This window comes from Streptomyces sp. NPDC044044 (assembly GCF_056434405.1).
Map to the genome: position 1 here is coordinate 456837 of NZ_JBWKFG010000007.1, position 18400 is coordinate 475236.

Here is an 18400-nt window from a genome sequence, read left to right on the forward strand (position 1 = left end):
GAACCGGCGGCAGGCGAGAGCCCCTCTCGCTTTGTGCCGGGCGTATCGCATCAGGCTCTGCTGAGCCGCCTGCTGCCCGATGACGTGGTGGTGGAACTGCCCGCCCTCCAGGGGCAGTTCCACCATGTGGTGATCGGCTCGGACCGTGTGGTGCGCTTCGCCCGCACCGAGGCAGCAGCCGCCCGGCTGGCCACTGTGGCTGCCGCGCTAGGCGTGCTCGCCGGGCTCGACCTCGGCTTCCGCACACCAGAGCCGCTGCTGGCAGGCGGCGCTGCCGGCACGGACGAGCCGCCGTACCTGGTGCTCAGCCGAGTCCCGGGAGCGCCACTGGCCGATGGCGTACTCGACCGCCCCGAGGTGGCCGATTCGGTGGCGGCGCAGTACGCGACGCTGCTGGCCGCCCTCGCTGATGCGGGCTCCGACGAGGCGGTCCGAGCAGCGTTGCCGCATGCGCCCGTGGACGAGTGGCGGACGTTCGCGGCGGACGTCCGCGCGGAGCTGTTCGGCCTCATGTCCGACGCCGGACGGCTGCGCGCCGAGCGAGAACTTGCGGCCCTCGGCCGCCTTCCCCACGTCACCGGGGCGCTGGTGCACGGTGACCTCGGCGGGCAGAACGTGCTGTGGGACGACGCCGCGGAGTGGCCACGGCTCAGCGGGGTCGTGGACTGGGACGAGGTCACGCTCGGCGATCCGGCGGAGGACCTCGCGGCGGTGGGGGCCAGCTACGGCGGGGAGGTACTGGACCGGGTGCTGGAACGGATGCTCGCGCCGGGCGGCTGGCCGAGGCCCGAAGGCGGGGTCGCCACGGACGAGGTCAGGGTGGCCACGGACCACGTCAGGGTCGCCACAGACGGAGGCGGGGTGCCCACGGACGAAGGCGGAGTGGCCGCACGCGCCGTCGCGATCCGCGGCACCTTCCCCTTGCAGCAGGCGCTGGCCGCACTGCGCGACGGTGACAAGGAGGAGCTGACGGACGGTCTTGCCGGGTACGTGTGAGGCACAGCGCCCTCACCCTGTAGGCAGGATCTGTACGGCACTAGAGTGAATCGGTGACCCGCCTGCCGGATGACCCGCCGCCACGTATCAGTGAAGACGACCGCGAGAAGGCCGTGCTGCGCCTGCAGGAGGCGTACGCCGAAGGTCACGTCCCGCACGAGGAGATGGACGGGCGCCTCCACCAGGTGCTCACCGTCGAGACCCACGGCGAGCTCATGGCAGCTTTGGCCTCGCTCCCGGCGGAGAAACCGGGCACGACATCCACGATCGGCGCCGCCTCCGGACGGATCCAGCGGCGCGGCGCCTGGCGGGTGCCTCGCACCCTCAAGGTCGAGTCCGCGTTCGGAAGCGTGCACCTGGACCTGTCCCAGGCGGTCTTCGAGCATCCAGTGGTCGACATCGAGCTGCAACTCGGTTCCGGCAAAGCCAGGATCACGGTTCCTCGCGACGCGATCGTCGAGATCGAGGAGCTGCGCACGGACTGGAAGGACGCGCGCTACAAGCCCTCGCGCCGGTCCCGCCCGGTCGGCCCGGACGGGCCGAGGATCCGGATCTCCGGGGTCATGGGGTTCGGGCGGCTGAAGATCCGCCACGCACGGCGCTGAAGCCTCACCCCGCACGGGGAGTGCCGGTCCCGCACTCCTGCCGGACCGGCACTCCTCCTCCCCGCGGGCGGGAACCGTCCTCAGATGAAGTTGAGCGCGGCCGCGCCGCCCACTCCCCCGAGCAGCATGAAGGCCGGCATCAGCACCTTCATCTCGATCCAGCTGCCCGCCCGGAACCGCATCAGCTTGGGCGGCCCGATGGGGTACCAGCGCTTGCGGCCGATGGGGATGGGCCACAGGATCGGGCAGCCGGAGACCGTGAGCGCGTCCCCGATGTCGTGCACCAGAGCCCCGAGCACGATCGGAAGACCCAGCCACAGATACTCCTGGCCCGGCGCGGTGAACAGCCAGTCCGCGCCGTTCCCGGGCTTGTCCAGGACTCCGGCCAGGATCCAGGCGCTCGTCGCGGCGAGCAGCCACACCAGCACATCGCTGCTCGATCCACGCGCGGCCCGCCACAGCAGGCCCTCGATGGCCAGCACCATGTGGACGAAGAGCAGCGCGAGGACCGCCCAGCGGCCGCCGAAGATGGCCAGGCCCGAGGCCCCCGCCCCGATGAGAACCGCCCACAGCCAGGTGTGCGTGAGGGTGCGGTGCCCGCCCGCACGACGCGGGTCGCCCTGCTTGCGGGTCGCCTTGTAGACGGCCGCCGAGAGCTTGTCGACGATCTCGCACAGGCCTCGGGAGACCGGCCCGAAGGCCCGCGAGATGGTCGCCGATTTGTGGTCGAGGTCGGGTGCGAGCGCCGCCCCGGCGCAGATCAAGGCTCCGGCGAGGAGAACCGGCCAGGGCATCGTGTGCCCCGCCGCAGCCGCGGCCGCTCCGACGCCGAGCCAGGCCGCCGCCCCCGACAGTGAGTGTGCCGGACCCATCATGGCTGTTCCCCGCCTCATTTCCGTTGTACTGACGCCCCGTTGGCGACACAGCGTAGCGTTCGTGATCTTCGTACGAACCGCCGGTTCCCTGATCGGGTGAGAAGGAAGGCAAGATGGGGGTGTGACACTTATTGATCAGCTGCCGCCGGATGCCGACCCCGATGCTCTCTTCGAAGCCTTCTCCACGTGGGCCGAGGGCCAGGGGATCACTCTCTATCCGGCTCAGGAGGAGGCGCTGATCGAGGTGGTCTCCGGAGCCAACGTGATCTTGTCCACGCCCACCGGCTCCGGAAAGAGCCTGGTCGCGGCGGGTGCGCACTTCACGGCGCTGGCCCAGGACAAGGTCACCTTCTACACCGCGCCGATCAAGGCGCTGGTGTCGGAGAAGTTCTTCGACCTGTGCAAGCTCTTCGGCACCGAGAACGTCGGCATGCTGACCGGTGACGCGTCCGTGAACTCCGACGCCCCCGTCATCTGCTGCACGGCCGAGGTCCTCGCGTCGATCGCGCTGCGGGACGGCAAGAACGCCGACATCGGCCAGGTCGTGATGGACGAGTTCCACTTCTACGCGGAGGGGGACCGCGGCTGGGCCTGGCAGATCCCGATCCTCGAACTGCCGCAGGCGCAGTTCATCCTCATGTCCGCGACGCTCGGCGACGTCTCGATGTTCGAGAAGGACCTGACGCGCCGCACGGGACGCCCCACCTCCGTGGTCCGCTCCGCGACACGCCCGGTCCCCCTCTCTTACGAGTACCGCCTGACACCGATCACGGAGACCCTCACCGAGCTCCTTGAGACCAAGCAGGCTCCGGTCTACATCGTCCACTTCACGCAGGCACAGGCCGTCGAGCGCGCGCAGTCGCTGATGAGCATCAACATGTGCACCCGTGAGGAGAAGGACAAGATCGCCGACCTGATCGGCAGTTTCCGCTTCACCACCAAGTTCGGCCGCAACCTCTCGCGGTACGTACGCCACGGAATCGGCGTACACCACGCGGGCATGCTGCCCAAGTACCGGCGACTGGTCGAGAAGCTGGCGCAGGCCGGTCTCCTGAAGGTCATCTGCGGCACCGATACCCTCGGCGTCGGCGTCAACGTCCCGATCCGTACGGTGCTGTTCACCGCCCTCACCAAGTACGACGGCACGCGCGTGCGGACGCTGCGAGCCCGGGAGTTCCACCAGATCGCGGGCCGCGCGGGCCGGGCCGGCTTCGACACGGCGGGCCTCGTCGTGGCGCAGGCGCCCGAGCACGTCATCGAGAACGAGAAGGCCCTCAACAAGGCGGGCGACGACCCGAAGAAGCGCCGTAAGGTGGTGCGCAAGAAGGCTCCCGAGGGCTTCGTGGGGTGGACCGAGTCCGGGTTCGAAAAGCTCATCTCGTCCGAGCCCGAGCCGCTGACCTCCCGCTTCCGCGTCACGCACACCATGCTCCTCGCGGTGATCGCCCGTCCGGGCAACGCCTTCGAAGCGATGCGTCACCTCCTTGAGGACAACCACGAGCCGCGCAAGCAGCAGCTGCGGCACATCCGCCGCGCCATCGCCATCTACCGTTCGCTGCTCGACGGCGGCGTGGTGGAGAAGCTCGACGAGCCGGACGCCTCGGGCCGCATCGTGCGTCTGACGGTCGACCTGCAGCAGGACTTCGCGCTGAACCAGCCGCTGTCGACGTTCGCCCTCGCCGCCTTCGAACTGCTCGACCCGGAATCCCCTTCGTACGCCCTCGACATGGTGTCCGTCGTCGAGTCCACCCTCGACGACCCGCGCCAGATCCTCGCCGCCCAGCAGAACAAGGCGCGCGGCGAGGCCGTGGCCCTGATGAAGGCGGACGGCGTCGAGTACGAGGACCGCATGGAGCGGCTCCAGGACATCACGTACCCGAAGCCCATGGAGGAGCTCCTCTTCCACGCGTACAACACGTACAAGACGAGCCACCCGTGGGTCGGCGACCACCCGCTCTCCCCCAAGTCCGTCATCCGTGACATGTACGAACGGGCGCTGTCCTTCACGGAGTTCACCTCCTTCTACGAACTCGCCCGCACCGAGGGCATCGTGCTGCGCTACCTCGCCAGCGCCTACAAGGCTCTCGAGCACACCATCCCGGACGACCTGAAGTCCGAGGACCTCGAAGACCTCATCGCCTGGCTCGGCGAGATGGTCCGCCAGGTCGACTCCAGCCTCCTCGACGAGTGGGAGCAGCTCGCCAACCCCGAGGTCATGACCGCCGAGGAGGCACAGGAGCGCGCCGACCAGGTCAAGCCGGTCACCGCCAACTCCCGCGCCTTCCGCGTCCTGGTCCGCAACGCGCTCTTCCGCCGCGTCGAGCTCGCCGCCCTCGACCACGTCGAGGAGCTGGGCGAACTGGACGCCGATTCCGGCTGGGACGCGGACGCCTGGGGCGCGGCCATGGACAAGTACTGGGACGAGTACGACGATCTCGGCACCGGTCCCGACGCCCGCGGCCCCAAGCTGTTGCTCATCGAGGAGGACCCGGAGCACGGTCTGTGGCGCGTCCGGCAGACGTTCGCCGACCCGAACGCCGACCATGACTGGGGCATCAGCGCCGAGGTCGATCTCGCGGCCTCCGACGAGGAAGGCCGCGCCGTCGTCCGGGTCACCGACGTCGGCCAGCTCTGACCGCACCGAGCTTCCCCCGGACAGGAGTCGAGGAACCGTCATGAACAACCCCGCCGACCGCCTTGTCGATCTGCTGGACCTGGAGCAGATCGAGCTCAACATCTTCCGTGGCCGCAGCCCGCAGGAGTCCCTGCAGCGGGTGTTCGGCGGGCAGGTCGCCGGGCAGGCCCTGGTGGCCGCCGGTCGCACCACCGAGGGCGAGCGCCCGGTGCACTCGCTGCACGCGTACTTCCTGCGGCCGGGCCGTCCGGGCGTGCCGATCGTGTACCAGGTCGAGCGGGTGCGGGACGGGCGCTCCTTCACCACGCGCCGCGTCACCGCGGTCCAGCAGGGACGCACCATCTTCAATCTCACCGCTTCCTTCCATCAGCCCGAGGAGGGCGCTTTCGAGCACCAGCTGCCGCCGCGCATCTCGGCTCCCGACCCCGAGTCGCTGCCGACGGTCGCCCAGGAGATCACCGAGCATTTGGGCGAGCTCCCCGAGCAGCTGGAGCGCATGGCCCGACGCCAACCCTTCGACATCCGCTACGTGGACCGGCTGCGCTGGACCCCCGAGGAGATCAAGGACGCCGAGCCGCGCAGCGCGGTCTGGATGCGCGCGGTCGGCCCGCTCGGCGACGATCCCCTCGTCCATACCTGCGCGCTGACGTACGCGAGCGACATGACGCTCCTGGACGCCGTCCGCATCCCGGTGGAACCGCTGTGGGGCCCGCGAGGCTTCGACATGGCCTCGCTGGACCACGCCATGTGGTTCCACCGCCCCTTCCGCGCGGACGAGTGGTTCCTGTACGACCAGGAGTCCCCGATCGCGTCGGGTGGCCGCGGTCTCGCGCGCGGCCGTATCTACGACATCGAGGGCAGGCTGCTGGTCTCGGTCGTACAGGAAGGGCTCTTCCGGCCCTACGGGGAGCGGCACATGGACGGCCGCCCCTCGACGGGTTCGTAGGCGGTCGCGTCAGCCCGGCTTCTTGCCCGCTTCCATGGTCTGGCTCTCGCCCTCGGCGTCGATGTGCGGGAGCAGCCGGTCCATCCAACGGGGCGCCCACCAGGCGGATTTGCCCAGGAGCGTCATGACCGCGGGCACCAGCAACAGGCGGACCACGGTGGCGTCGATGAGCACACTTGCCGCGAGGCCGAGGCCCAGCATCTTCACCACGATGTTGTCGCTGATGATGAACGCGGAGAAGACACTCACCATGATCAACGCGGCACAGGTGATGACCCGTGCAGTGATTTCCAGGGCGTGGGCGACGCTCGCCTTCGCGTCCCGGGTGCGCATCCACGCCTCGTGGACCCGGGACAGGAGAAAGATCTCGTAGTCCATGCTCAGTCCGAAGACGATCGCGAACATCATCATCGGCACGTAGCTCTCGATCGGGACCTTCCCCGAGACCCCGAGCGCCGGCCCGCCCCATCCCCACTGGAAGACGGCCACCACCACCCCGTACGAGGCCGCGATCGACAGGACGTTGAGCACCGCGGCCTTGACCGCGACGAGCAGCCCTCGGAACACGACAAGGATGATGAGGAAGGCCAGGGCCACGACCACCGCGATGATCAGCGGCAGCTTCTTGGAGACGATCTCCAGGAAATCGGCCTGCGCGGCGGTCGTCCCCGTGACGTACGTACTCGCCTTCGTCCCGGACACCGCCTGCGGCAGCACGTCGTCGCTCAGGTGCTCGTGCAGATCGGTGGTCCGCGCGTCCTGCGGGGCGGCCACGGAGTAAGCCGTGGAGATCAGGACGTCGCCGTCCGACGTGGCCTTGAGCGGGGTGATCACGGCCGCGTCGGGTACGCCGGTGAGGGCCTTCTGCGCCTGGGTCGCCAGTGCCGATCTGTCCGACTGGGGCACGTCGGTCTGGTCGATGACGAGGGTCATCGGGCCGTTCGAACCCGGTCCGAAGGCGGAGGACATCAGGTCGAAGGCGCGCCGGTCGGTGAAGGACTTCGGGTCCGCCCCGTCGCCGATGTGCCCGAGCTGGATGAAGAATACGGGGACCGACAGGACGGCGAGCACGACGGCGCCGCCGATGAGGAACCACCAGGGTCGTCGCTCCACGCGCTGCGCGTAGCGGTGCCAGCTGCCCTGGGATGCCTCACCTGTCGCGGTGTTCGTCTCGGCGATCGGGGCCCGCACCCGGAGCTTGTCGATCCGCCGCCCGATCAGGCCAAGGAGCGCCGGGACCAGGGTCAGCGCGCCGAGCACCGCCGTGACGACGGTGACCGCGGCGGCCAGGCCCAGCTTGCCGATGAACGAGATCCCGGAGACCCACAGGCCGGACAGAGCGATGATCACTGTGCACCCGGAGACCAGGACCGCCCGGCCGCTGGTCGCCGTCGCATGCCCCGCCGCAGTGATCGGATCCTGGCCCAGGAGATTCTGACGGTGGCGGGTGACCAGGAAGAGGGCGTAGTCGATCCCGACGCCGAGCCCGATCATCGTGGCCAGCGTCGGCGAGACCGTGGCGAAGGTGAATGCGGCCGCCAGCAGGCCCAGGCAGGCAAGGCCACACAGCACGCTGACCAGCGCCGTCACCAGAGGCAGCAGTGCCGCGAGCACGCTGCCGAATCCGATGAGGAGCACCACGATCGCCACACCGAATCCGATGGCCTCGCTCGTCCGGTCGTCCGGCTCCGGCCGGGCCAGCTCGCCCAGCGGACCTCCGTACTCCACCTCCACACCGGCGGAACGCAGCGGCTGCACCGCCTTGTCGACGCCGTCCAGATAGTCGTCGCCGAGGGTGGAGGGCTGCACGTCGAAACGGACGGTGATGTACCCCGTCTTTCCGTCGGAGGACAGCGGCCCGACGTTCGGTGTGCCCGCCGGCTGCTGCTGCGCGGGCAGTGGGCTCTGCGCGGACAGCACGTGAGGAAGCTTCTGCAGGCTGCTGACGGCCGAGCCGACCTGGTCACTCTCGTCGCTGAGGGGCTTGCCCGAGTCGTGCAGCACGACCTGGGCGCTGTAGCCGCCGGCCGCGGGCTCATGTGCCTTGAGGACGTCCAGGCCCGCCTGCGACTGGGTGCCGGGCAGGGAGAAGTCGTCGGAGTACTCACCGCCGTAGGCATGGTTCAGAACCTGCAGCCCGACCAGAGCGGCCAGCCACACCACGATGACGATCACGCAGTGATGGGCGCACCACTGCCCGATGCGCCGCAGCCGGCCTCGCTGTGGCGGTGAGTCGTCCGGCCGTCGCTCACGAGGCCCATGTGACACAGACATGCTTGCTCCCGGGGGCATAGGTCACTTCGGATTCAACGCAACGGCGGCGCCTTCGGCACCCAGGGGCGGGGAAACGGGTGACGTTCCCGCGCGCCGTACTGTCCCGAAGAGGAATTAGCCTGCTGACAGCAACGGCAGGGAACGTACGCGATGGGCGGACAGGACATCAGCGCCTCCGATCGCTCGGGGTGAGACAGAGGAAGGGATGGGGCATTGACCAGGGACAAGGACATGACGGGGGACCGCGACCGCCTGCTCGCCGAGGCCGTTCGGCTGCGCGAGGACGGTCGCCGCGAGGAGGCACGGCAGCGGCTGCTCGCCCTGTGCGAGCAGTTCCCCCAGGACCCGGACGTGGCGTACCAGACCGCGTGGGTGCACGACGCACTCGGTCTTGAGGCCGAGGCGGTGCCGCACTACGTGCGCGCGGTCGAGGGTCCGGGCCTTTCTCCCGATGACCGCCGGGGGGCTCTGCTCGGCCTGGGCAGCACGTACCGCGTCCTTGGCCGGTATCCCGAAGCCGTCGTGACCTTGGGTGACGCGGTGTCCGAATTCCCCGACGACGCCGCCCTCAAGACCTTCCTGGCCATGGCCCTCTACAACACCGGCCGGGCGCACGCCGCGATGGAGATCCTTCTGACCGTGCTCGCCGCCACCAGCCAGGACCCGGGCATCGTCGGCTACCGGCCCGCGATCGAGCACTACGCCAAGGATCTCGACGCCACCGTGTAGCGGCACCGCCCACGGACCGCCCCCGCTCCCGCTCCCGTCTGGCTACGCTCCCCTGCGGCGCATCCACTTGAGCAGGCCTCGCGGCTCCGGCACCCGCCCTCTCGTCTCCTGCTCGGGCGGTGCGGTGGATGGAGCCTCGTGATCCGGCCCGGGGTGAGGGCTCGGCTCAGCATCGAGCTCTGCCCGGGGCCGGAGGCCGGGGGCGGGCTCGGGGCCGGGAGCTGACTCCTGGTCCGGTGCCGGCCCCGGACCAGGCGTTGACTCGGGCCGTGGTGCAGGGCGCTCCCCTCGGGCCTGGGAGAGGCCGATGGTCAGGTTCGCCCGCAGCCATCGGATCTCGTCCGGGTCGTCCGCGGTCGTGATCTTCTGCATGATCCGTCCCGCCGGTGTATCGGGCGCGCCCTCGCCGCTGAAGGGCTCGGGCATGAGCCTGCGTACATAGGCGCGTTCGTACGGATCCTTGATGATTTCCGCGATCTGGACCGGGTCGAGCAGCGAGGCCACGGCCGCGGCGCGCTCCCAGGGATCGTCGGACTGCCTCAGCAGCGCTCCCGCGTGGCGGCCCCGCCAGTTCCGCGCCCGCAGGTCGACGCCTGCCTCCAGTTGGGCGCGGATCGTGCCAGGGGCTCGGCCGGTGAGGAGGCCGGAGTTGACCTCGGCCTCGGCGAACTGCCGTAGTTCCTCGGCCAGATACAGCCAGACCACCGCTCGATACCTGTTGAGATAGAACTTCACCGGCGTGACGAAGCCCGCGCGAGTGAGCCGAGTGAACCGGGCCGTGGAGATGTCCATCAGAGCCGCGCCCTCCGTGGTCCCCACGGCTCTGATGCGCTCCACCCATGCCTCGGGAAAGCCATCCCCGGCACGGACTCGCTCGATCTCCTCGCGTGTGACGCGGCGCCGTCCACCGGCCGTGTCGCTGACGGTGCGGATGCGCCCCAGCATCACGGCGAGCTCGAACTCGCCTCGTTTCAGCCCCAGTTCCCGTGCCGCGCGGCTCTGCGCGACCGATGTCTGCGCTGCCGTGTCAGCGGCTTCCTGCGCGATCGTGTGACCTGTCATGGTGGTTCTCCCCCGTGAGGCGTCTTTGCTCTCGGGAAAACCGTAGCGCGATCACCGCGACCCGCGCCGAGCCTGTGGATAACTCTCGCCGCGTCGACGTTTCAGCTGGTCAGAGGTCTACTACGGGCGTTCGCTCCGGCTGCCGGGCGCCCACGCCGAGATGCTCGCCGACACGATTGACGAGGAGTGTCATCTCGTACGCGACCTGACCGATGTCCGCCTCTGCGGAGCTGAGGACGCACAGGCAACTGCCGTCGCCCGCCGCGGTGACGAACAGCACCGCGTCGTCGAACTCGATCATCGTCTGGCGCACGTTGCCGGCCCGGAAGTGCCGCCCTGAGCCCTTGGCCAGGCTGTGCAGACCGGATGAGACCGCGGCCAGATGTTCCGCGTCTTCCCGCTTCAGTTCGGAGCTCGCTCCGGTCACCAGGCCGTCGTTGGACAGCACCAGCGCGTGCCGTACGGGCTCCATGCGCTCGGTCAAGTCGTCGAGCAGCCAACCGAGCCCCGTGTTCTGCACCATGTTCCCGTCTCCCCGCCTTCTGTTCCCCCTGGCCGGAGGAACTGACCTGCCAGCCTTCCCCACCATCGTCGCCTCGGCAAGCATGATGGGGACATGGCACAGAAGATGACCGAGGACCAGTGGCGGGCTTTCGTCTCGCAGGGCACCCGTACCGGCAAGCTGTCGACCGTCCGGGCGGACGGCAGCCCGCATATCGCACCGATCTGGTTCCTGTTGGACGGGGACGAGTTGGTGTTCAACACCGGGGCGGAGACCGTCAAGGGGCGGAATCTGGCGCGGGACGGGCGCGTCGCCCTCTGTGTGGACGACGACAGGCCTCCCTTCGCGTTCGTGGTGCTGCAAGGGCAGGCCCGGCTGATCGACGATCTCGACGAGGTGCGGCACTGGGCGGCCCGGCTCGGCGCCCGCTACATGGGCGAAGGGCGCGCCGAGGAGTTCGGTGAGCGCAACGGCGTGCCCGGTGAACTCCTCGTACGCGTCAAGATCGACAAGGTGGTCGCACGCGGCGGCGTCGCCGACTGACGCCCGACCTCACGCTCCGGCGTCTCAGCCCACCGTGTCGAGCAGCCGGGCGGTATGCATCCGCCCGGCGTACTCGACCAGGCGTATCAGCACCTCCTTTCCCGAATCGCGGTCCCGTGCGTCGCACAGCACCACGGGGGTGCCGCGGTCGAGGTCCAGGGCCCGTGACACCTCGTGCGCACCGTACGTACGCGCGGTCGCGAAGCAGTTGACCGCGACCACGAACGGGATGTGCCGATGCTCGAAGTAGTCGACGGCGGGGAAGCAGTCCTCGAGCCGTCGGGTATCCGCGAGGACGACGGCACCGAGCGCGCCCTGGGACAACTCGTCCCACAGGAACCAGAAACGGTCCTGCCCGGGTGTACCGAAGAGGTACAGCGACAGGCCAGACCTGATGGTGATGCGGCCGAAGTCCATGGCGACGGTCGTCGTGGTCTTGCGGTCGACACCACCGGTGTCGTCCACCGACTGGCCCGCCTCACTGAGCAGTTCCTCGGTGCGTAGCGGGCGGATCTCGCTGACCGCGCCGACCAGGGTGGTCTTGCCCACCCCGAAGCCGCCCGCGACCAGAATCTTCAACGCCATGGCGGTCGTGTCGTCGCCGCCGACGTCAGAGCGCTCGGAGCCCATCGATCACCTCTCGCAGGATCTTCTCGTCGGGCAGCTGTGCGGGTGGCACGGGTCGGCTCACCTTCACGCAGCCCATTTCCAGCAGGTCGCCGAGCAGCACCCTGACCACGCCCACGGGCAGATCGGCGTCGGCCGCCAGTTCGGCGACCGACTGGGTCTCGGTGCGGCACAGTTCGATGAGCGACCGGTGTTCCGGTCCGAGCGCGGTGTCGTCCCCGGGGCCCGGTGCGTTCTGATCCAGCGTGACGAGTGCGATCAGATCGAACCGCGCTTTGCCGGGGCCCGGTTGGGTGCGTCCGCCCGTCATCGCATAGGGACGGACCAGTGGTCCGGCCTCGTGGTCGTACCACTGGCTGCCCGCGTCGCGCGGGACGCCGCTCCTGTCCTCGGTGGTCATCTGCGTCGACCGCCCTGTCTCATCCGACGGCCGGCGGCTGCGCCGCGAAGCGCGGGGGCGTGTAGAGATGCTCGCCCACTCGCTTGACCAGGCGTGCCATCTCGTAGGCGACCAGGCCGATGTCGGCCGTCACGGAGCTGAGTACGGCGAGGCAGGAGCCGTCGCCCGCCGCCGCCACGAACAGGAACGCGTCGTCCATCTCGACCATGGTCTGGCGCACTCCCCCGGCCCCGAAGTGCCGACCCGCGCCCTTGGCGAGGCTGTGGAATCCGGAGGCGACCGCGGCGAGGTGCTCGGCGTCCTCACGGCTGAGAGCGGTCGAGGCGCCGACGGCGAGCCCGTCGTTCGAGAGCACCACGGCGTGCCGTACCTCGCCGACGCGCAGTACCAAGTCATCCAGCAGCCAGTCGAGTTCGCCGGACCTGCCGGCGGTTCTGCTCTGATCCTGGATCATGCGTGGTCTCCTTCGGTGCTGTCACTGGCCGGTGCGGGCCCTGGTATGTCGGGGACGGCGCCAACGATCCCGGGACGGCGGCCGCCGCCGCGGGTCCAACCGTCGCGGTAGGCGGCCATGCGGTCCCGTACCTGTTCGGGGCTGCGTTCGGTGTCTTCGCGGACGCTCACGGATCCGCCGTCGCCCTCAGGGGGCCGCTCGCGCAGTTGGGGGGCCAGGCTGGCCTGGCGCACGCGGCGCGGGAGGTCGTCCGAGGGCTCGGGGGCGCTGTCGGGTTCCGTGTCCGGCGGCTTGTGCAGGCGCAGTGCGGTGACACCTGGGGGCGTGGTCGCCGGGGTCTCCGTGGACGGGGCCAGTGCGGGGCGGGCGGCCGGGGCAGGCACGGAGTTGCCGTTCATCGGTGCGGGATCGGGCACGCGCACGTGCCCGTCCTGTGTGCGGTCACGTTCCATGGTGTGGGCTCCGGGGCTCTCCGGTGTGGTGCTCTGCAGCAGTGCGGTGGGCAGGAGGACGACCGCGGTGGTACCGCCGTACGGGGACGTGCGGAGATGCACTTTGACTCCGTGTCGCGCGGCGAGCCTGCTGACGACGAAGAGCCCCAGTTGGTCGCTGTCGAACAGGTCGAGCGTTTCGGACTGCTCGATGCGGTGGTTGGCATCGGCCAGGGTTTCCGCTCCCATGCCGAGGCCGCGGTCCTCGATCTCCAGGGCGTAGCCGTTGCCGACCGGTTCGCCGTTGACCCGCACCTTGGTGTGGGGCGGCGAGAACTGGGCGGCGTTCTCGACCAGCTCGGCCAAGAGGTGGGTCAGGTCGGCGACGGCCGTGCCGACGACCGCGGCGGCGGGGAGCTGCCGTACCTCCACGCGCGCGTAGTCCTCGACTTCGGAGACGGCCGCTCGGACGACGTTCGTCAGGGAGACGGGCATGCGCCAGGCACGCCCCGGGGCAGCTCCGGAGAGGATGATCAGGCTCTCGGCGTGCCGCCTCATCCTGGTGGTGAGGTGGTCGAGCCGGAAGAGATCGCTCAGTTCGTTCGGGTCGTCCGACCTGCGCTCCATGCTGTCGAGGAGGCTGAGCTGGCGGTGGACGAGGACCTGGCTCCTGCGGGCGAGGTTGACGAAGACGCCTGAGATGCCGCTGGCGAGTTCGGCGCGCTCGACGGCGGCGCGCAGGGCCGCCCGGTGCACCGTGCCGAGCGCTTCGTAGACCTGCCCCGTCTCGTCCTCCACGGGTGGGCCGGGTGGAGCTTCGGCGTGAATGTCGATCTCCTCGCCGGCGCGCAGCTTCCGCATGGCGTGCGGGAGTTTGTGGCGGGCGATCTCCAGCGCGCCGTTGCGCAGGCTCACGAGCTCGACGACCAGCCCGCGCCCGATGCGTACGGAGATGACCAGTGAGGCGGCGACGGCCAGGAGCCCGAGGAGTACGGCGGCGCCTGCCGGTGTGAGCAATCCGCGGGTGAACGGGTCGGCCCGGTCGGCGGCGTCGCGGCTCGCGCCCACGTCGATCGCGCGGAGTTCGTCCCGCACCGCGGCGTGGGCGCTGTCCCACTCGGCGGCAGGCGCCGCGGCGGCGGCCTTCCGGCCCGGCGGTGCGACGAGCACCTTGTCCTCGACGGCGCGCACGTCGGCGTACGCGCTCCCCTCCACGAGGTCCTGCCAGGCTGCTCGTTCCGATCCGCGCAGATCCGGCACCGCCGCGTCGGTCAGGGTCCGCCGGGTGTCGACGGCCCCGGTGAACTGACGCAGTCGCTCCCCTTCCAGAGAGCCGTCGAGCCGGGCGCTGGACAGGACGACGTCCTCGCGCGCCAGCATCTCGGCTGCTCGGGAGAATTCGAGCAGCACGCGCGCGTAGGAGCCCAGTTCGGCTTCCTGGATGCCGCTGAGTGCGCCGCCGACTCCGAAGGCTGCCGAAATGGTCTTCGTGTACTGGCCGTAGGTCGCGTCCCAGGCCGTGCGGCGGTCGAGCACATCGGACCGCACCGTGCTCAGGCCTTCGGCCTCGGAAACGAACGTTTCGAGCCTGGACGCCACACCAGTGGGCAGGCCGGCGCCATCGGCGACGGTCTGGCCCTCTCCACGGCGCAGCTTCGCCACCGCGCGGTCCGTGCGTCCCGCTTGCCGTTCGAGTTCGCTGCCACGGTCGGGCTCCGGCTTGGTCGCGTAGCGCACGGCCGCCGCGCGCTCGGCCTGCAGCGCCGCGATGGCTGTGTCGACTGGGCCTCGCACCTGGGCGTCGACGCGCTGCAACTGCCGCAGGTGTGCCACGTCCTGAGCCGTGCTGACTGTGGCGTACCCCCACAGTGCGAGCAGGGAGACGACCGGCACCATCAGGAGGCACACGATCTTGGCTCGTACGGTGCGAGGACGCGGCCACCATGAGCGTTTGCGCGCGGGGGTTTTGGGCGGCGCGGGCTCCAAGGGGGATTCCGCGTCGGGCCGTTCGTCGGCGGGCGGTCCCGCGTGTGCGCGGCGACCACGTGCCGGGGCCCCGGGATTCGACGGCACCGTGCCGTCGGCCGGGTCGGGGGTCCTACGGGGTGTACGCATGGCCTCCTCGCTCGGAGAGATTTCGGGGCGTGTTCCCGGCCGTCCGCGACCGGCCCGGGGCGCCGCTACCCGGCGGCGCGCTCCACCGGCCGCTGGGCCGCCACGGAGGCCTCGCGCTCCCCCGAGGTCGGGGAGAGCGCGACAAACGCCGAGGTCAGGAAGAGATAGGAGCCGAGGCCGACCGCGAGGGGGAAGATGAACTGCATGGTCGTGGCCCCGGGCAGTGCCGCACCCGACTCGGTGACCCGCACGCTCACGGCCAGCATTCCGGTGTAGTGCATGCTGCTCACCGCCCCGCCCATGACAAGCGAGGCGACGGCGACCGCGAGCGGCGACTTGATGTTCAGTGCCGCCCACAGGGCAGCGGTCGCGGCGACAACGGCGATGACCACGGAGAGGCCGACCAGCACCGGGTCGTAGCGCACGCTGCCGTGCAGCCGCAGCGCGGCCATGCCCAGGTAGTGCATGCTCGCGACGCCGAGCCCGGTGGTGAGTCCGCCGAGCGCGAGCGCACGCCCGCGGTCACGGCCGTAGCCGACGGCGAAGACTCCGGCTCCGACGACGGCCATCGCAACGATCAGGCTCAGGATCGTCAGGGGCACGTTGTAGTGGATCTCGGTGCCGGTGACACCGAAGCCGAGCATGGCCACGAAGTGCATCGTCCAGATACCCGTACCGATGGCGGAAGCCGCGGTGATGAGCCAGTTGCGGCGTGAAGTGCCCGTGGCGCCGAGCGCACGGACGGTGCAGCGCAGCCCGAGAGCTGCGCCGATACAGGCCATCGCGTACGACAGCACGGGGGTCAGCCAGCCGAAGGTGGCGTGGTCCAGGTGTCCCATGGCTCCGGGACGCTAGTCCGGACAGGGGCGCACAACAGGGGCGCAGTTCGAAAGGTGTTGGAATCTGACAGAGAGAGGATCCTGAACGATCGCATCACGCTCGAACGTGTGCCCCCAACGCGCATGCGCGTCGTTGAGTAATCATGACCACATGAGCGATGACCACACGCGTGTCCGTGACTTCTTCTCCGCCCGGGCGGCCGACTGGGACACCCGGTTCCCCGACGACGGGCCCGCCTATCGCGCCGCCGCATCCGAGCTCGGCCTGCGCCCCGGCGGCCACGTCCTCGACGCCGGGTGCGGCACCGGACGCGCCCTGCCCGCACTCAGAGAGGCCGTGGGGCCCTCCGGAGTCGTCCTCGGGGTCGATCTGACTCCCGCCATGCTGGAGGCCGCCACACGCGCGGGCAGGAACCGTGAAGGGCGGCTCCTGCTCGCCGACGTGACCCGGCTCCCGCTGCGGAGCGCGTCGCTCGACGCCGTGTTCGGGGCGGGCCTGATCTCCCACCTGCCCGACCCGGCGGAGAACCTGCGGGAGTTGAGGCGCGTGGTGCGTCCCGGAGGGGCCCTCGCCCTCTTCCACCCGATCGGCCGTGCGGCGCTCGCGGCGCGGCAGGGCCGTCAGATCACCACGGACGATCTGCGGGCCGAGGAGAACCTCCGCCCACTGCTCGCCGACTCGGGCTGGCAGTTGACCACGTACGTCGACGAGGACGCACGCTTTCTCGCTCTGGCCGTGCGACAGGACTAGGCGTCCGAAATGTCGGCGAGCCCATGCTTTTCCAGTCGGCTCGCCGACGGTCGTCAACAGTGGTGCATCATCGCCGGATTCGTCCGGTGGTGACTGACTGAGGAAGCGATCGAGTTCGCGCTCCAGTGGGACGACGAGCGCATTCCGCGCCGATCCAGTCTCGCGCTGATCCGGTCTCGCGCTGTTCGACGCTCAGCCGAGATATCACGCCACCTACCTGACCGCGCCGATCTGCTGTCGCTCGGCGACCACCGCGGCGAACGCCTCCGGGTTCTCGAACATGACGTTGTGCCCCGCCTTCGGCACGGTCACCACCCGCACGCCGGACGCCACCAGCTCCTCCGCGCCCGCGAGTTCGCCGCTTCGCGCGCCCTGCAAGAAGACGCGCTCCACAGACAGGTCCATGAGCATCGCGCGCATCGTGGGCAGCGTCCCCCTCACGAGCCCGGTCGCACTGCGGTGCAGGGCGCGGGGGTCGGCCAGCCGCATGGTCGCCGCCCACATGGGGCCGACCGTTTCGAGCACGCGCGCGTGGCCGTCGGCCACGAAGTCCTCCTCTGCGTAGGACGCGATTCCGCTGCTGCCCTTCGTCACGGCCGGGTTGGGGTCGAGATTGGCCTCGGTGAGGACCAGCCGTGACACAAGGTCGGCGCGGCGGTGCGCGAGCACGATGGCGACGGAGCCGCCCATGCTGTGCGCGACGATATCCGCCCCCGTCACCTGGGCATCATCCAGCGCCGCGGCCAGGGCGTCCGCGTGCTCCTCCAGGGAGTAGCCGAAATCCGCCGGGCGGTCGCTGATGCCGTGGCCCGGCAGATCGACGAAGAGCGATCGACGTCCGGCCAGCTCGGGCCTGGCCGCGATGTGCGCGTGATAGACCGTCGACGCCGCGCCGAGCCCGTGCACATACACGCGGGCCGGGTCGGATCCCTCGCTCTCCGTCCAGCGGACACAGCTGCCCTGTGCGTCGAACCGCGCCTGTTGCATCGTCGCTCCCTCACTCGCCTGCCAGTGCTTCCGAGACAATACATCGGTTACGATGTATTCCCGATCAGATGTACACCGCTGGTGCGGCAGAATGCACGGCATGCTCGAACTGGCCATCCTCGGATTCCTCTACGACGCGCCTCTGCACGGCTACGAGCTGCGCAAGCGCATCACCGCCCTGACCGGGCACGTACGACCGGTCGCGGAGAGCACGCTGTACCCCGCGATCAAACGGCTGGAGAAGGCCGGCCTGCTGGCCCGCGAGACACAGCCCGGCTCCGTGGCAGCCCCGCGCCACGTCCTGAACCTCACCGCGGAAGGCAGGAGCGAGCTGCGTCGCAGGCTGACGGAACCCCAGCAGGCGGACATCACGGACGAGAACCGCTGGTTCACGGTCCTCGCCTTTCTGCGCCATGTCGACGACACGGCGGCCCAGGCGGCGGTCCTCGAGCGCCGCCTGGCCTTTCTCGAGGAGCCCGCCAGCTTCTTCTACGACGGCGAGCGTCCGTTGCGCGCCGAGGAACTGGACGACCCGTTCCGGCGCGGCATCCTCACCATCGCCCGCGCGACAAGCCGCGCCGAACTCGCCTGGCTGCGGACGACGTTGAGCTCACTCCGCTGAGGCGGCC

18 protein-coding genes are annotated in these 18400 nt (G+C 69.9%); 8 read left to right on the top strand and 10 right to left on the bottom strand.

Features of this window, described 5'->3' with window-relative positions:
• Window positions 1–33 precede the first annotated feature (33 nt).
• Together AC07AG_RS27635 and AC07AG_RS27640 are read left to right on the top strand one after the other, a co-directional pair.
• The gene (locus tag AC07AG_RS27635) at window positions 34–996 is read left to right on the top strand and encodes a phosphotransferase family protein (RefSeq protein WP_478758606.1); all 963 of its coding nucleotides are present in this window, start codon (window positions 34–36) and stop codon (window positions 994–996) included.
• Between the two features lie 53 nt (window positions 997–1049).
• A complete protein-coding gene (locus AC07AG_RS27640) occupies window positions 1050–1601 on the top strand; it encodes a DUF1707 SHOCT-like domain-containing protein (protein WP_478758607.1) in 552 nt (183 codons plus the stop codon).
• An 80-nt stretch (window positions 1602–1681) separates the two neighbouring features.
• Here the strand turns inward: AC07AG_RS27640 and AC07AG_RS27645 are convergent, their stop codons facing one another.
• Entirely contained in the window at window positions 1682–2476 is a 795-nt protein-coding gene (locus AC07AG_RS27645; protein ID WP_478758609.1) for a metal-dependent hydrolase, read from the bottom strand.
• A 121-nt stretch (window positions 2477–2597) separates the two neighbouring features.
• On the opposite strand from AC07AG_RS27645, the gene AC07AG_RS27650 reads away from it, so the two are divergent.
• Both AC07AG_RS27650 and AC07AG_RS27655 read left to right on the top strand, forming a co-directional pair.
• Entirely contained in the window at window positions 2598–5111 is a 2514-nt protein-coding gene (locus AC07AG_RS27650) for a DEAD/DEAH box helicase (protein WP_478758611.1), read from the top strand.
• A gap of 40 nt (window positions 5112–5151) precedes the next feature.
• Window positions 5152–6057: an acyl-CoA thioesterase gene (locus AC07AG_RS27655; RefSeq protein WP_478758613.1), complete on the top strand. Its 906-nt coding sequence runs from the start codon at window positions 5152–5154 to the stop codon at window positions 6055–6057.
• A gap of 9 nt (window positions 6058–6066) precedes the next feature.
• Here the strand turns inward: AC07AG_RS27655 and AC07AG_RS27660 are convergent, their stop codons facing one another.
• The gene (locus AC07AG_RS27660; RefSeq protein WP_478758615.1) at window positions 6067–8331 is read right to left on the bottom strand and encodes an MMPL family transporter; all 2265 of its coding nucleotides are present in this window, start codon (window positions 8329–8331) and stop codon (window positions 6067–6069) included.
• A 231-nt stretch (window positions 8332–8562) separates the two neighbouring features.
• On the opposite strand from AC07AG_RS27660, the gene AC07AG_RS27665 reads away from it, so the two are divergent.
• The gene (locus AC07AG_RS27665) at window positions 8563–9060 is read left to right on the top strand and encodes a tetratricopeptide repeat protein (protein ID WP_478758791.1); all 498 of its coding nucleotides are present in this window, start codon (window positions 8563–8565) and stop codon (window positions 9058–9060) included.
• A gap of 42 nt (window positions 9061–9102) precedes the next feature.
• Here AC07AG_RS27665 and AC07AG_RS27670 read toward each other — a convergent pair whose 3' ends face one another.
• Complete coding sequence (locus tag AC07AG_RS27670; protein ID WP_478758617.1) at window positions 9103–10122, bottom strand: DUF6397 family protein; 1020 nt, start codon at window positions 10120–10122, stop codon at window positions 9103–9105.
• A 109-nt stretch (window positions 10123–10231) separates the two neighbouring features.
• On the bottom strand, window positions 10232–10645 hold the full coding sequence (locus tag AC07AG_RS27675; protein ID WP_249592161.1) for a roadblock/LC7 domain-containing protein: 414 nt from the start codon (window positions 10643–10645) through the stop codon (window positions 10232–10234).
• Between the two features lie 93 nt (window positions 10646–10738).
• Between AC07AG_RS27675 and AC07AG_RS27680 the strand changes: the two genes are divergently transcribed.
• Window positions 10739–11167, top strand: a complete 429-nt coding sequence (locus tag AC07AG_RS27680) for a PPOX class F420-dependent oxidoreductase (protein WP_478758620.1) — start codon at window positions 10739–10741, stop codon at window positions 11165–11167.
• Between the two features lie 24 nt (window positions 11168–11191).
• Here AC07AG_RS27680 and AC07AG_RS27685 read toward each other — a convergent pair whose 3' ends face one another.
• The 5 genes from AC07AG_RS27685 to AC07AG_RS27705 form a co-directional block, all read right to left on the bottom strand.
• Window positions 11192–11797 carry a GTP-binding protein gene (locus tag AC07AG_RS27685; RefSeq protein WP_478758622.1) on the bottom strand — a complete coding sequence of 202 codons (606 nt, stop codon included), beginning with the start codon at window positions 11795–11797 and terminating at the stop codon, window positions 11192–11194.
• Window positions 11778–12194, bottom strand: a complete 417-nt coding sequence (locus tag AC07AG_RS27690) for a DUF742 domain-containing protein (RefSeq protein ID WP_478758624.1) — start codon at window positions 12192–12194, stop codon at window positions 11778–11780. The genes AC07AG_RS27685 and AC07AG_RS27690 overlap by 20 nt, the downstream gene beginning before the upstream one ends.
• A 19-nt stretch (window positions 12195–12213) precedes the next feature.
• Entirely contained in the window at window positions 12214–12648 is a 435-nt protein-coding gene (locus AC07AG_RS27695) for a roadblock/LC7 domain-containing protein (protein WP_478758625.1), read from the bottom strand.
• Entirely contained in the window at window positions 12645–15194 is a 2550-nt protein-coding gene (locus AC07AG_RS27700; protein ID WP_478758627.1) for a sensor histidine kinase, read from the bottom strand. Before AC07AG_RS27700 ends, AC07AG_RS27695 begins: the two co-directional genes overlap by 4 nt.
• Before the next feature lie 65 nt (window positions 15195–15259).
• On the bottom strand, window positions 15260–16033 hold the full coding sequence (locus AC07AG_RS27705; protein ID WP_361042476.1) for an MHYT domain-containing protein: 774 nt from the start codon (window positions 16031–16033) through the stop codon (window positions 15260–15262).
• Window positions 16034–16184: 151 nt separating this feature from the next.
• On the opposite strand from AC07AG_RS27705, the gene AC07AG_RS27710 reads away from it, so the two are divergent.
• Window positions 16185–16784, top strand: coding sequence for a class I SAM-dependent methyltransferase (locus tag AC07AG_RS27710; RefSeq protein WP_478758630.1), 600 nt, complete (start codon window positions 16185–16187; stop codon window positions 16782–16784).
• Window positions 16785–16997: 213 nt separating this feature from the next.
• Here AC07AG_RS27710 and AC07AG_RS27715 read toward each other — a convergent pair whose 3' ends face one another.
• Complete coding sequence (locus AC07AG_RS27715; RefSeq protein ID WP_478758632.1) at window positions 16998–17771, bottom strand: alpha/beta fold hydrolase; 774 nt, start codon at window positions 17769–17771, stop codon at window positions 16998–17000.
• A 100-nt stretch (window positions 17772–17871) separates the two neighbouring features.
• Here AC07AG_RS27715 and AC07AG_RS27720 point away from each other — a divergent pair, with 100 nt between their 5' ends.
• Complete coding sequence (locus AC07AG_RS27720; RefSeq protein WP_478758634.1) at window positions 17872–18393, top strand: PadR family transcriptional regulator; 522 nt, start codon at window positions 17872–17874, stop codon at window positions 18391–18393.
• The last annotated feature ends 7 nt before the right edge of the window (window positions 18394–18400 follow it).